Here is a 12,280-nt window from a genome sequence, read left to right as displayed (position 1 = left end):
CGTGGGCGGTCAGCGGGTGGCCGGCGGGCAGGATCACGACCTGCTGCTCGGTGAGCAGGACCTCGGTGTCGAAGCCGGTCACGTCGTCGTAGGGCCGGTGGAGGATCGCCACGTCGGCCCGCCCCTCGCGCAGCATCCGCGCCTGCTCCCCCGGACCGCACAGCAGCACCTCGACAGGAGCCGGGTCGGGACCGGCGGCGTACCGGTCGAGCAGCTTGGCCACGATCTCGTTGGCGGCGCCGGCCTTGGAGGCCAGGACGAGTGGGGTGCGTCCGCCCGGCGCCGCGCCGACCCGACGCGTACGCCGCTCGGCGGCCGCGACCGCGTCGAGGGCCGCCCGCGCCTCGCGCAGCAGCACCGCGCCCGCCTCGGTCAGCGACACCGAACGGCTGGTGCGCTCGAGCAACGTCGTCCCGAGCCGGCGCTCGAGCTGGCTGATCGCGCGCGAGAGCGGCGGCTGGGCGATGCCGAGCCGGTCCGCGGCGCGCCCGAAGTGCAGCTCCTCCGCCACCGCCACGAAGTACCGCAGCTCGCGGGTTTCCATACCGCCAGGGTATCGCCGCCCACCCAAGCGGTGTTGGAGGCCGACAGCGGCCGCGGCAACCATCGAGGACATGACTGAGACCACCACTGAGCAGACCACGGGGCAGAAGAAGACCGCGCTCGTCACCGGCGCCAACAAGGGCATCGGCTACGCGATCGCGGAGGGGCTGGGCGCGCAGGGCTACCGCGTCGGCATCGGCGCCCGCGACGACGCACGCCGCGAGGACGCCGTGGCCAAGCTCCGCGCCCACGGTGTCGCCGCGTTCGGCGTGCCGCTCGACGTCACCGACGACGCCAGCGTCGCGGCGGCGGCCGCGCTGATCGAGGAGCAGGCGGGCGGCCTGGACGTCCTGGTCAACAACGCCGCGATCACCGGCGGGATGCCGCAGGAGCCGACGCGCATCGACCTCGACACGATCCGCACGGTCGTGGAGACCAACGTCCTCGGCGTCATCCGGGTCACCAACGCCATGCTGCCGATGCTGCGGCGCGCGCCCTCCCCGCGGATCGTCAACCTGTCCAGCGGCGTCGGCTCGCTGACCCGGCAGGCCGCCGCGACCGGCGAGGACTCCGTAGGGCCGATCTCCGCGGCGTACTCGGTGTCGAAGACGTTCCTCAACGCCGTGATGCTGCAGTACGTGCGCGAGCTGGACGGCACGAACATCCTCATCAACGCCGCCTGCCCCGGCTACGTGGCCACCGATCTCAACGGCTTCCGCGGCGTCCGCACGGTGGAGCAGGGTGCGGCCACCCCGATCCGGCTCGCGACGCTGCCCGACGGCGGCCCCACGGGCGGGTTCTTCGAGGACGCCGGCGTCGTGCCCTGGTGAGTGGCAGCGCGTAGCGTCTCTCACCGTGAAGCTCCTTCTCACCTCCGGCGGCGTGACCAACCCGACCATCCGCGACGCGCTCGTCGCGATGCTCGGCAAGCCGATCGACGAGGCCACGGCCCTCTGCATCCCGACGGCGATGTACGGACACCCGTGGAACGGACCGGGCGTCCGGGCGTGGGAGTTCATCAGCGGCCGGTCCGAGAACCCGATGGTCGACCTGGGCTGGAGGTCGATGGGCGTGCTCGAGCTCACCGCGCTGCCCAGCATCGACGACGAGCGCTGGGTGCCCCTGGTCCGCGAGACCGACGTCCTGCTGGCAGCCGGAGGCGACGTCCTGTACCTCTGCCACTGGATGCGGGAGTCCGGGCTGGCCGACCTGCTGCCGTCGCTCACCGACACCGTCTGGGTGGGACTGAGCGCCGGGAGCATGGTGATGACACCGGAGGTGGGCGAGGACTTCATCCAGTGGCGCCCGCCGAGCGGCGACCTCCGCACGCTCGGTGTCGTCGACTTCTCGATCTGTCCTCACCTGGTCCCCGACGGCGGGGCGGGCAACACCATGGCCGAGGCCGAGCAGTGGGCCGCCGGCATCTCGGGCCCGGCGTACGCCGTCGACGACCAGACGGCCTTCGCGGTCGTCGACGGCGTGGTCGAGGTCGTCTCGGAAGGGCAGTGGAGGCTGCTGTCCTCCTGACCGGCGGCCCGCTCGGGTCGGTGCTATGGTCCGGCCATGGCACCGATCCTCGAGGCACCGCAGACGACGGCTGAGCCGTCGCACGTGCCGAGCGGTGCCGCTCTGCTGGCGATCGAGCTGAGCGAGATCGCCCGTGGGATCCGGGGCCTCGACGTGCTGCGCCGCAGCGTCGACCGCGCCCCGCCGCGCTGACCTGTCTCTGCGCCCCACCCCCTCGGCCGACCCTGAGGCGAACGGTCCCGTGCTCCACCGGACCGTCGCGTCGGCCTCCCCCAGACAGGAAGACCCATGCGGGCACATTCCCTCATCCCGCGCGGCGCCAGCCCGACGACACCCGCCCCCGACGCAGTGCTGCAGCGGATCGCCGACGAGCTCGACGCCCATGCGGCAGCACGTGAGAGCCAGCTCGACGCACTGCCTCCGGCGACGACCGTCGTCGCCCAGGCGCACCGAGACAGCGTCCAACGCATCCTGGCAGCGATCCATGCGGCCCAGGCCCGGCTGAGAGCGGGCACGTACGGCGACTGCGTCCGCTGCGGCCGCAGCTGTCGGCTCACCGCCGTCCCACCGCGCCCGTGGGCGCCGGTGTGCCAGCAGTGCCATCCGGGGTGGACGCCATGAGCAAGAGGCTGCTCGACACGCGCGCCGGCCGCGCTGTGTCCTGGATCGAGCAGGAGCCCTTCGCGCCGTCCGGGCGACGGATCGGGACACGCTTCGACGAGACGGTGGCACTGCCCACTGACGCCCCCGCTCGGTTGGAAGCGATCGTCCACGCTGCCGAGCAGCTGGCTCGAGAAGCAACGCAGGCCCGTCGACGCCTGGCCGAGGGCACGTACGGGTTGTGCCTGACCTGCACCGACCACATCCCCCTCGCCGTGCTCCACGACCGTCCCTGGGCGCGGCAGTGCACCTACTGCGCGCTCGACATCTGATCGACGCAGAGAAATCGACGCAGAGAAATCGACGCAGAGAAGAGGCCCCCATGAATGCCAGCCCCTGGTCGAAGCGCGGTGCGGTCCGACGGGTCGCCGCGCCTTCGCACCGCCCCGCGGTCCGGGCCGGCGACGTGGCCGTCGTCGGGGCCGGCATCGTCGGGCTCTCCGTCGCCTGGTTCCTCCAAGAACGAGGGGTCGAGGTGACGGTCTACGACGCGGACCATGCCGCGAGCGGGGCGTCGTGGGGCAACGCCGGATGGCTGACCCCCTCGCTCACCGTCCCGCTCCCGGATCCCGACGTGCTGCGCTACGGGTTCAGGTCCGCCCTGCGGCCGTCCTCGCCCGTGTTCGTGCCGCCCCGGCCGGATCCGGCGCTGTGGCGGTTCCTCACCGGCTTCGCCCTCCACTGCACGTACGCACGATGGAGCCGCGGCGTCGCTGCCTACGGCCCGCTGAACCGGAGGGCGATCCGAGCCTTCGCCGACCTCGCCGATGCGGGCGCCACCCCCCGTCCCCATGAAGCGCGCCCGTTCCTCGCCTGCTTCCGCACCACCGAGGAGGCCGGGGCCATGATCGAGGAGCTGCGCCGGATCGAGGCGGCGGGCCAGCGCGTCCACTTCGACTACCTGACCGGGAGCCAGGTCCAGCAGGCGCAGCCCGGCCTCAGCCACGAGGTGCGCGCCGCGGTCGCGATCCAGGGCCAGAAGTACATCCACCCGCCCCAGTTCATGCGGGCACTGACCCAGTCGTTCATCGCACGCGGCGGCAAGCTGCGTGAGTGGGTGCGGGTGGAGGAGCTCGACACCGAGCCGAACGCGGTCTGGCTCACGGACAACGGCGGTCACCGGCACCGGCACGACGTCGTCGTCCTGGCCACCGGCGCCACGCTCGGAGCCCTGGCGCGCCCGTTCGGGGTCACGAAGGTCGTCCAGGCCGGGCGCGGGTACTCCTTCACGGTCACCGGCTCCCGGGTCCCGTCCGGCCCGGTCTACTTCCCGAACCAGCGGATCGCCTGCACGCCGCTCCACGAGCCCGTCCACCCCGTCGGCGAGCGGCCGTACGCCGAGGAGGACACCGAGCTCCTCCGCGTGGCCGGCATGATGGAGTTCAGGCGGCCCGGTGAGCCGCTGGACCAGCGGCGGATCCGGGCGATCGTCGAGACGCTTCGCCCACTCCTCCCTGGGCTCGACCTCGGTCGCCGCCGCACCGAGTGGGTCGGGGCCCGACCGTGCACGAGCGACGGCCTGCCCCTCATCGGTGGGACCACCGATCGACGCGTCTTCGTCGCCGGCGGGCACGGCATGTGGGGCGTCGCCCTCGGCCCGGTGACGGGGAAGCTGCTCGCCGAGCAGGTCGTGACCGGACTGGCGCCCGACGAGCTCGCGCCCTTCGACCCGCTGCGCTGACCGGCCAGCGCGACGTCGGACCGGTCGACCTACGACCCCGCGCGTGCGGCGACGTCCGCGTCGCTGCAGAAGCCGGTGAGGCGGCGCTTGAGGCAGAGCAGGCCGAGGAGGGCGCCGTGCTCGTCCACGACGGCGAGCCGCCTGCGGCCGCGGGCGAGCAGGAGGAGCCGCGCGTCCTCGGCGGCCACGGTGGGCGGGACCGTCCGCCCGTCGAGGACGGCATGCTGGAGGGCCGGATCCGACGCCGGAGCGCCGACGAGGTCGCGGCGCTCGACCGTCCCGACGAGCGCGCCGCCCTCGACGATCAGGACCACGTGCACGTGGTCGTCGAGCAGCTCGCTCCGCGCCTCGGTGACGCTCGCCGAGGCCGGCACCGTCTTCGGTCCACGGACCATGACGTCGGCGACGGTGCGGCCGCGGAGCTCCAGGGGCATGTCCATCAGGCTACGCACGATCGACTCCTCTCCTCGAAGCGCCCGAGCAGGGCGCCCCCTCGTCGCCGAGAGGGCGCCCACGTCCGGACGGGGCCTGGACCGGGCCGCTGCCGTCAGGACGCCTTGGGGGCGTTCGGCCGGGCGTAGCGCACCCAGGTGATCGCGATGCACAGCACCGCGAAGGCGGCGCCGACGGCGTAGAACGCGACCGGGCTGACCATCGTGAGGCCGATGCCGAAGAAGAACGGTCCGAACGCCGCGATCGCAGCGGTCCAGCCGATGACGCCGCCGGCCTGACGCCGCTCGAAGATCATCGGCATCTGCTTGAACGTCGAGGCGTTGCCGACCCCGGTGAAGAAGAAGATCGCCAGCATCCCGTAGAGGAAGTGGTGGAACTGCGCATCCAGCGAGACGGCGCCGGCCGAGACGTCGGGGGTCAGCGTCGTCATCGTGTAGAGGACCGAGCCGAGGATGCCGATGCCGGACACCAGCGTCCACCGGGCGCCACCGAACCGGTCGGTCAGGGGCGCGAACAGCACCCGCGCACCGGCGCCCACGAGCGGTCCGAGGAAGACGTACTTGACCGGGTCGGGGATCGAGTAGCCGTGCACGAGCACCTGCGTCGTGCCGTCGCTCAGCGCCTTGGCGATCTCGGTGTTGCCGCCGCCGTACAGGTTCTTCAGCAGCAGACCGAACTGGCCGGAGAGACCCGAGAACGTCCCGAAGGTCATGATGTAGAGCAGCGTCATGTACCACGTGTCGCGGTTGTTGAAGATGTCGAACTGCTGGCGGACGTTCGCGGTGACCGGCACCGACTTCAGCAGCGTCCAGGCCAGCGCGGCGCCCACCAGGACGAACGGCACGTAGACGAACGCCGCGTTCTGGTACCAGACGTCGTGGCCGGGCTTGCCCGGCGCGGTCTCGGTCTGGGCCGCCCCGAGGAAGCCGACCATCGAGAAGCCGATGATCCACGGGGTCACGAACTGGACGAGCGAGACGCCGAAGTTGCCGATGCCCGCCTGGAGGCCGAGGGCCGTGCCCTGCATCCGGCGCGGGAAGAAGTACGACGTCGACGGCATGAAGCCCGAGAACGCGCCGCCGCCGATGCCGGACAGGGCGGCCAGGATCATGAACGTCGTGAACGACGTGTCAGGGTTCTGCACCGCGATCCCCCAGCCGAGGAGGGGGATCAGCATCAGCAGGGTCGTGAGCGAGACGAGCTTGCGCGTGCCGAGCACCGGCGGGAGCGTCATCCAGACCAGCCGCAGGAGACCGGCCGAGAGGCCCGGCATCGCGGTGAGCCAGTAGAGCTGGTCCTTGGTCAGGTCGAAGCCGAGGTTGGTCAGCTTCGGCGCGATCGCGCTGGCGATGAACCAGGAGACGAAGGCCAGGGTGAGCGTCCCGGTCGTGATCGACAGGGTCCGCCAGGCGAGCCTCGAGTCCCAGGTCTCGGCGTTCTCCGGGTCCCAGTCGGTGAGCCACTCCTTGCCGCGCTGGGGCGGCGAGGCGGGGGCCGGAGAGGTATCCGGCGTGAGCAGGCTGGTCATCAGTGCCTCCACGGCGATCGTGCGGTCGAACCGCCCCCGGTCCGGGGCGGCCTGCACATCGTCACCGGGCGTCCCCCGTGCAACTCAGGGACCGAAGTCCCGGGAGAACCCGCTCCTTGGGCCGGACCTAGGCCCCGATGACGGGACTTTCGTCCCGACCCGGACCGCAGACCTTCGTCCCGATCCGCTCCTGAGCTGCTCAGCGGTGCGGGGCGAGGTGGAGCAGGCAGGCGCCCGGCTCGGCGAACGGCAGCAGCTCGGCGCCGGACGGATCGCCACCATAGGTTTCCAGCGCGCCGCGCGCGATGCCGAGGTGCACCGAGCAGACCACGTCCGGCTGCTGGTGAGCCGCCTCGAGGAGCGGGCACCGCGTCAGCCGGACCTCGCCGGCGTCGTCGTCGGCCTCGGGGGCGAAGCCGAGCTCGTTGAACAGGCCGACGACCTTGCGCCGGGCCACGACCTGCGCATCCGCCGGGGCGGCGGTGTCGACCCCTTCAGGGTCGGGGGTCTCGCGGGCCAGGCGCTGGCCCCACTCCACCCCCGCCCGGCTCGCCTCCTCGGTGGGCTCCGGGCTCGAGCGCACGACGATCGTCGCGAGGGTCGCGGCGAGGCCGGCGTACTCCGCGCCGGTGCCGGGGTCGCGGCGGGCCGCCTCGTAGAGCCACGCCTGGCGGCCGCGGCCGTTGGCCGGGGCCAGGCGCCGGGACACGTGGCCGCTGCGCAGCAGGCCGTCCAGGTGCTCGCGGACGGTGTTGGTGTGCAGCCCAGTCAGCGTGACGAGCGCCTGGACGCTGGTGGGCTCGGGCTGCGCCTCGAGGGTCTCGAGCAGCGCAGCGCGGGTCTCCGAGAGCGGACGGCCACTGGCCGTGCGGGCGGGCCGGGGGCCGCGCCGGGCGGGGGCACGCTCGATCACACGCCCATTCTCGGCCACCAGCGCCACGGCGGCGTACGTCGACGGGGCCGGTGTGACCAACCAGACGCCCGCCCCAGCCCTCAGCGGAGGGGCAGCGGAGGGGCTCAGCGGGCGGCGGCTCCCGGCCCGACGCGGTCGCGCACCTCGGCCGGGCGCGGCGAGGCCGCCGGCACCGCACCGCGGCGGGCGCGGTAGACGACGTACGGGCGCCACAGGTAGGCCAGCGGCGCGGACCACACGTGCACCAGGCGGGTGAAGGGCCACAGCGCGAGGAACACGAAGCCGCCCAGCGCGTGCAGCTGGTAGACCAGCGGCGCCTCGGTCATCAGCTCCGAGCGCGGCGAGAAGTAGAAGACGCTGCGGAACCAGACCGCGATCGTCTCGCGGTAGTCGTAGCCCGAGCCGAGCAGGTTCACCGCCACGGTCGCGGTCATGCCGAGCGCGGCCATCACGCCGAGCGCGAGGAAGAGCGCCTTGTCCATCCGGGTCGTCACCCGGAACACCCTCGGGGTCATCCGACGGCGCACGATCAGCAGCGTGAGGCCGACGACCAACATCAGGCCGGTCACGGTCCCGCCCCAGACCGCCGTGGCGTGGTAGACGTGCTCGGAGACGTGCAGCGCCTCGGTCACCGAGGCCGGCACGAGCAGCCCGACGACGTGGCCACCGATCACCCCGAGCGCGCCGAGGTGGAACAGGGGCGAGGCGAGCCGCAGGATCCGCGACTCCAGCAGCTGGCTGGTGTGGGTGGTCCAGCCGAACTGGTCGTGCCGCCAGCGCCAGACGTGGCCGACCACGAAGACGGTCAGGCAGGCGTAGGGAACGACGATCCACAGCAGGGTGCTCATCGCAGGCTCTCTTCGGGTGCGTGGGTGGGGGTGCACGAGGAGTACGGCGCGAGGCCGACGGCCTCGACGGGCGGGCCGTCCACGGCGAGGGCCGCGATCGCGGCCCGGTCGCCGTCGGTCAGCGGCGGCAGCGCCATGGACACGGCCTCGAGGAGCGCGGCGTACGGCGAGCCCACGTCGGCCAGCGCCGCGCGGAGCAGCTCGACGCCCCGGCGGTGCTGCCGCAACGGGGCCTCGCCGTCCCCCGGGCCGACGGTGGCCGCGAACTCCAGGACGACCGGCAGCAGGTCGGGCAGCTCGCCGGGGGCGAGCCGCAGACCGTGGGCGCGGTAGCGGCTCTTAAGAGTGAGCAGCGCGACGCCACGCTTGCGGGTGTCGCCGTGCAGGTAGTAAGTGAGGTAGAGCCCCGAGCGACGGCGCAGGTCGAACGTCGCCACGTAGTGCTGCTCGACCTGCTCGCGCCCGGTGGCGGCGCACCACTCGAGGAAGCCGGCCACCCGCTCGCGGACGCCGGCGTGCCCGATCTCGCGGGCCGCGGCGGCGACCGCGGGCAACGCCTCGTGCAGCTCGTCGTCGGGGTAGGTCAGCAGCAGGCCGGCGACCTCGAACAGCCGGCGCCGGTCGTCGGGACCGACCGTGCTCATCGGGCTCATCGGGCTCGTCGGGCTCTGCGGGCTCATCACGCGCCGGCCGGGTCGATGGTGAGCCCGAGGCGGCCGTCGCTGCGCCGCTCGAAGAGCGCCTTGCGGCCCGGCCGCACGCTCCCGGCGTCGTCGACGAGATGGAATCGCTCGACCGTGGCCGGCACCGAGGCCCCCTCGCCCGGGCCGTCGCCGCCCATGCCCGGGCCGCCCTCGCAGTCCAGGGAGCAGTCGGCCGTGGCGGCGGCCTGGGCCTCCAGGGCGGCGGCGTCCTTGGAGTACGCCTTCGGGATCACGTAGCGCTCGTCGTACTTGGCGATGGCGAGCAGCCGGTACATCGCCTCGATCTCGGGACCGGTCATGCCGATCGCCTCGCAGATCTCGGCGGCGACCGTGCCGTCCAGCGTGCGGGCCCGCATGTAGGAGCGCATGCCGGCGAGCTTCATCAGCACGCCCGCCACCGCGTCGGCGTCGCCGGCGGTGAAGAGCTCGGCGAGGTACTCCACCGGGATCCGCAGGTCGCGGATCGTGTGGAACACCTCGTCGGCGTCCGCGTCGTCACGCCCCGCGGCCCCGACGGCGTCGAGCACCGGCGACAGCGGCGGGACGTACCAGACCATCGGCAGCGTGCGGTACTCCGGGTGCAGGGGCAGCGCGACCTTGTAGTCGCTGATCAACCGCCACACCGGGGAGGCCACGGCGGCGTCCACCCACTCCTGGGGCATCCCGGCCTCGAGCGCCGCCGCTGCGACCGCGGGGTCGCGCGGGTCGAGGAACACCTGTCGCTGGGCGTCGAGCAGGTCGTGCTCGTCCTCGACCGAGGCGGCGGCCAGGACGGCGTCCTCGTCGTACAGGACGATCCCGAGGTAGCGCAGCCGCCCGACGCAGGTCTCCGAGCAGACCGTCGGCTGGCCGGCTTCGATCCGCGGGAAGCAGAACGTGCACTTCTCGGCCTTGCCGGTGGAGTGGTTGACGTAGACCTTCTTGTAGGGGCAGGCCGTCACGCACATCCGCCAGCCGCGGCAGCGGTCCTGGTCGACCAGGACGATGCCGTCCTCCTCGCGCTTGTACATCGCGCCCGAGGGGCAGGCGGACACACACGCGGGGTTGAGGCAGTGCTCGCAGATGCGCGGCAGGTGGAACATGAACGTCTTCTCGAACTCGAACTTCACCCGGGCCGCGGCCTCGGGATCCATCGCGACGAGGTTGGGGTCGGCGCCAGCGCGCTCGTGCGCCCCGCCGAGGCTGTCCTCCCAGTTGGCGCCCCACTCCAGGGCCATCGGCTCCCCCGTCAACGCCGACCGGGGCTGCTTGACCGGGGTGTCGCTCAGGCCCGCGGGGGCGTTGACGAGCACGTCCTTGTCGAAGGTCGCCGGCTCGTAGTAGTCCTCGAGCGTCGGCAGGTCGGGGTTGGCGAAGATCCTCGAGAGCCGCTTGCCGCGACCGCCGGAGCGCAGGACCAGGCGCCCCTTGCTGTCGAGCTGCCAGCCGCCCTTCCACTTCTCCTGGTCCTCGTAGTGCTTGGGGTAGCCGATGCCGGGCTTGGTCTCGACGTTGTTGAACCAGACGTACTCGGTGCCCTCCCGGTTGGTCCACGTCTGCTTGCAGGTGACCGAGCAGGTGTGGCACCCGATGCACTTGTCGAGGTTCATGACCATCGCCACCTGGGCTCTGATCCGCATGTCAGTACTCCACTTCCTGGGCGCGGCGACGGATCCGGGTGATCTCGTCGCGCTGGCTGCCGATCGGGCCGTAGTAGTTGAAGGCGTAGGTGAGCTGGGCGTGCCCGCCGGCCAGGTGCGTCGGCTTGATCAGCAGGCGGGTCATCGAGTTGTGGTAGCCGCCCCGGCGGCCCTTGCCGCCGCCGTCCTTCTCCGACTTCGGCACGTTCACCGTGCGTTCCGGGGAGTGGTACTGGAACACCGTGCCCTCGGGCATCCGGTGGCTGACGACCGCGCGCGCGACGATGACGCCGTTGCGGTTGTGCGCCTCGATCCAGTCGTTGTCGCTGACGCCGATCTTGGCGGCGTCCTCGACGCTCATCCACACGACCGGGCCGCCGCGCGAGAGCGCGAGCATCAGCTCGTTGTCGTGGTACATCGAGTGGATCGACCACTTCGCGTGCGGTGTCAGGAACCGCACGGTGACACCGCCGTCGACGACGTCGCCGGGCCTGCCGAAGTGCCTGGCCATGTTCAGCGGCGGGCGGAAGCCCGGCAGCTGCTCGCCGAGCTCGGCGACCCAGTCGTGCTCGACGAAGAAGTGCTGCCGGCCCGTGATCGTGTGCCACGGCTTGCGGCGCTCGACGTTGAGCGTGAACGGCGAGTAGCGCCGGCCGCCCTTCTCCGAGCCCGACCACTCCGGGCTCGTCAGCACCGGCTGGGGCGCGGCCTGCGTGTCGGCGTAGGTGATCTGGTGCGTCTCGTGACCCTCGACCAGGTCGACGAACGGCTGGCCGGTGCGCTCCTCGAGCCGCGCGAAGCCCTCGCGGGCGACCCGGCCGTTGGTCGTTCCCGACAACGCCAGGATCGCCTCGCACATGCGATCGGCGGTCGCGATGGACGGCCGACCGGCGTACGGCCCCTCGGTGATGACGCCGTTCTGGTGCCGCAGGTACTCCAGCTCCGGAGTGACGTCGACGGTGATCGCCTTCGTGGTGGTGCCGAGGGTGTCCAGCAGCGGCCCGACCGCGCGCATCTTCGCGCCGATCAGCGTGTAGTCGCGCTCGATCTCGACGAGCTTGGGCATCGTCACGCCCGGGACGGGCTCGCACTCCCCTGTTCTCCAGTCCCGCACCCGGCCCGAGGGCGTCGCGAGCTCGTCGGGGGTGTCGTGCTGGAGCGGCGCGGCGATCACGTCACGGCGTACGCCGAGGTGATCGACGGCCAGCTCGCTGACCTTGTCCGCGATCGCGAGGAACGCGTCGTAGTCGGTGTGCACGTCGCCGGGCGGCTCCACCGCCGGCGAGAACGCGTGCACGAACGGGTGCATGTCGGTGGTGGAGATGTCGTGCTTCTCGTACCAGGTGGCGGCCGGCAGGACGACGTCGGAGTGCAGGCCGGTGTTGGTCATCCGGAAGTCGATCGCGGTGAGCAGGTCGAGCTTGCCCACCGGCGCCTCCTCGCGCCACACGACGTCGCGCGGACGCTGGTCGGGTGCGCACTCCTCGGCGCTCGCGAGCGAGTCGACACCGAGCAGGTGACGCATGAAGTACTCGTTGCCCTTGCCGGAGCTGCCGAGCAGGTTGGCCCGCCAGAGCGTCAGGCATCGCGGGAAGTTCGCGGGATCGTCGGGGTCGTCGGCGACCGAGCCCAGGCGGGCGGCCTTCAGCTCGGCCACGATGTGCTCGGCGACGCTCACACCGGCAGCCGCGGCCTCGTCGGTGAGGTCCAGCGGGTTGCGGTTGAACGACGGGTGGCCCGGTGACCAGCCCATCCGCTGGGCCGCGGCGACGGTGTCGGCGAACGTCATCCCCGCGAGTCGGCC

14 protein-coding genes are annotated in these 12,280 nt (G+C 72.2%); 6 read left to right on the top strand and 8 right to left on the bottom strand.

What is annotated here, in order from left to right; translation table 11 throughout:
- Positions 1–544: LysR family transcriptional regulator (locus Q0L15_RS03740; RefSeq protein WP_296602346.1), on the bottom strand; the 544-nt coding region annotated here is incomplete at its 3' end.
- Between the two features lie 70 nt (positions 545–614).
- Here Q0L15_RS03740 and Q0L15_RS03735 point away from each other — a divergent pair.
- The 6 genes from Q0L15_RS03735 (at position 615) to Q0L15_RS03710 (ending at position 4,411) form a co-directional block, all read left to right on the top strand.
- Entirely contained in the window at positions 615–1,373 is a 759-nt protein-coding gene (locus tag Q0L15_RS03735) for an SDR family oxidoreductase (RefSeq protein WP_296602345.1), read from the top strand.
- Positions 1,374–1,398: 25 nt separating this feature from the next.
- Positions 1,399–2,070 (top strand): Type 1 glutamine amidotransferase-like domain-containing protein, encoded by a 672-nt coding sequence (locus tag Q0L15_RS03730; RefSeq protein WP_296602344.1) that lies wholly within the window; start codon positions 1,399–1,401, stop codon positions 2,068–2,070.
- A gap of 36 nt (positions 2,071–2,106) precedes the next feature.
- Positions 2,107–2,262 carry a hypothetical protein gene (locus Q0L15_RS03725; protein ID WP_296602343.1) on the top strand — a complete coding sequence of 52 codons (156 nt, stop codon included), beginning with the start codon at positions 2,107–2,109 and terminating at the stop codon, positions 2,260–2,262.
- A 96-nt stretch (positions 2,263–2,358) separates the two neighbouring features.
- A complete protein-coding gene (locus Q0L15_RS03720; RefSeq protein WP_296602342.1) occupies positions 2,359–2,691 on the top strand; it encodes a hypothetical protein in 333 nt (110 codons plus the stop codon).
- Entirely contained in the window at positions 2,688–3,002 is a 315-nt protein-coding gene (locus Q0L15_RS03715) for a hypothetical protein (protein WP_296602341.1), read from the top strand. The genes Q0L15_RS03720 and Q0L15_RS03715 overlap by 4 nt, the downstream gene beginning before the upstream one ends.
- A gap of 50 nt (positions 3,003–3,052) precedes the next feature.
- Positions 3,053–4,411, top strand: coding sequence for an FAD-dependent oxidoreductase (locus Q0L15_RS03710; RefSeq protein WP_296602340.1), 1,359 nt, complete (start codon positions 3,053–3,055; stop codon positions 4,409–4,411).
- A 29-nt stretch (positions 4,412–4,440) separates the two neighbouring features.
- Here the strand turns inward: Q0L15_RS03710 and Q0L15_RS03705 are convergent, their stop codons facing one another.
- The 7 genes from Q0L15_RS03705 to Q0L15_RS03675 all read right to left on the bottom strand — a co-directional run.
- Complete coding sequence (locus Q0L15_RS03705; RefSeq protein WP_296602338.1) at positions 4,441–4,863, bottom strand: CBS domain-containing protein; 423 nt, start codon at positions 4,861–4,863, stop codon at positions 4,441–4,443.
- A gap of 95 nt (positions 4,864–4,958) precedes the next feature.
- A complete protein-coding gene (locus tag Q0L15_RS03700) occupies positions 4,959–6,392 on the bottom strand; it encodes an MFS transporter (protein WP_296602337.1) in 1,434 nt (477 codons plus the stop codon).
- A gap of 199 nt (positions 6,393–6,591) precedes the next feature.
- On the bottom strand, positions 6,592–7,305 hold the full coding sequence (locus Q0L15_RS03695) for a transcriptional regulator (protein WP_296602336.1): 714 nt from the start codon (positions 7,303–7,305) through the stop codon (positions 6,592–6,594).
- A 104-nt stretch (positions 7,306–7,409) separates the two neighbouring features.
- Positions 7,410–8,153, bottom strand: coding sequence for a respiratory nitrate reductase subunit gamma (gene narI, locus Q0L15_RS03690; RefSeq protein ID WP_296602334.1), 744 nt, complete (start codon positions 8,151–8,153; stop codon positions 7,410–7,412).
- Positions 8,150–8,797 carry a nitrate reductase molybdenum cofactor assembly chaperone gene (narJ, locus tag Q0L15_RS03685; protein WP_296602332.1) on the bottom strand — a complete coding sequence of 216 codons (648 nt, stop codon included), beginning with the start codon at positions 8,795–8,797 and terminating at the stop codon, positions 8,150–8,152. The genes narI and narJ overlap by 4 nt, the downstream gene beginning before the upstream one ends.
- Before the next feature lie 35 nt (positions 8,798–8,832).
- The gene (gene narH / locus Q0L15_RS03680; protein WP_296602330.1) at positions 8,833–10,476 is read right to left on the bottom strand and encodes a nitrate reductase subunit beta; all 1,644 of its coding nucleotides are present in this window, start codon (positions 10,474–10,476) and stop codon (positions 8,833–8,835) included.
- A gap of 1 nt (position 10,477) precedes the next feature.
- A partial coding sequence (locus Q0L15_RS03675) for a molybdopterin dinucleotide binding domain-containing protein (RefSeq protein ID WP_296602328.1) occupies positions 10,478–12,280 on the bottom strand: 1,803 nt, incomplete at its 5' end.

Source organism: Nocardioides sp. (assembly GCF_024509035.1).
Classification (GTDB): Bacteria; Actinomycetota; Actinomycetes; order Propionibacteriales; family Nocardioidaceae; genus Nocardioides.
Note: the sequence above shows the minus strand (reverse complement) of the source record. Positions and strands in the feature narration are given on the sequence as shown.

Excerpts from the sequence above, each read along its gene's own strand:
- narH (WP_296602330.1), bottom strand. The coding sequence starts at position 10,476 with ATGCGGATCAGAGCCCAGGTGGCGATGGTCATGAACCTCGACAAGTGC.
- Q0L15_RS03725 (WP_296602343.1), top strand. The coding sequence starts at position 2,107 with ATGGCACCGATCCTCGAGGCACCGCAGACGACGGCTGAGCCGTCGCAC.
- Q0L15_RS03715 (WP_296602341.1), top strand. The coding sequence starts at position 2,688 with ATGAGCAAGAGGCTGCTCGACACGCGCGCCGGCCGCGCTGTGTCCTGG.
- Q0L15_RS03700 (WP_296602337.1), bottom strand. The coding sequence starts at position 6,392 with ATGACCAGCCTGCTCACGCCGGATACCTCTCCGGCCCCCGCCTCGCCG.
- Q0L15_RS03735 (WP_296602345.1), top strand. The coding sequence starts at position 615 with ATGACTGAGACCACCACTGAGCAGACCACGGGGCAGAAGAAGACCGCG.
- narJ (WP_296602332.1), bottom strand. The coding sequence starts at position 8,797 with ATGAGCACGGTCGGTCCCGACGACCGGCGCCGGCTGTTCGAGGTCGCC.
- Q0L15_RS03720 (WP_296602342.1), top strand. The coding sequence starts at position 2,359 with ATGCGGGCACATTCCCTCATCCCGCGCGGCGCCAGCCCGACGACACCC.
- narI (WP_296602334.1), bottom strand. The coding sequence starts at position 8,153 with ATGAGCACCCTGCTGTGGATCGTCGTTCCCTACGCCTGCCTGACCGTC.
- Q0L15_RS03710 (WP_296602340.1), top strand. The coding sequence starts at position 3,053 with ATGAATGCCAGCCCCTGGTCGAAGCGCGGTGCGGTCCGACGGGTCGCC.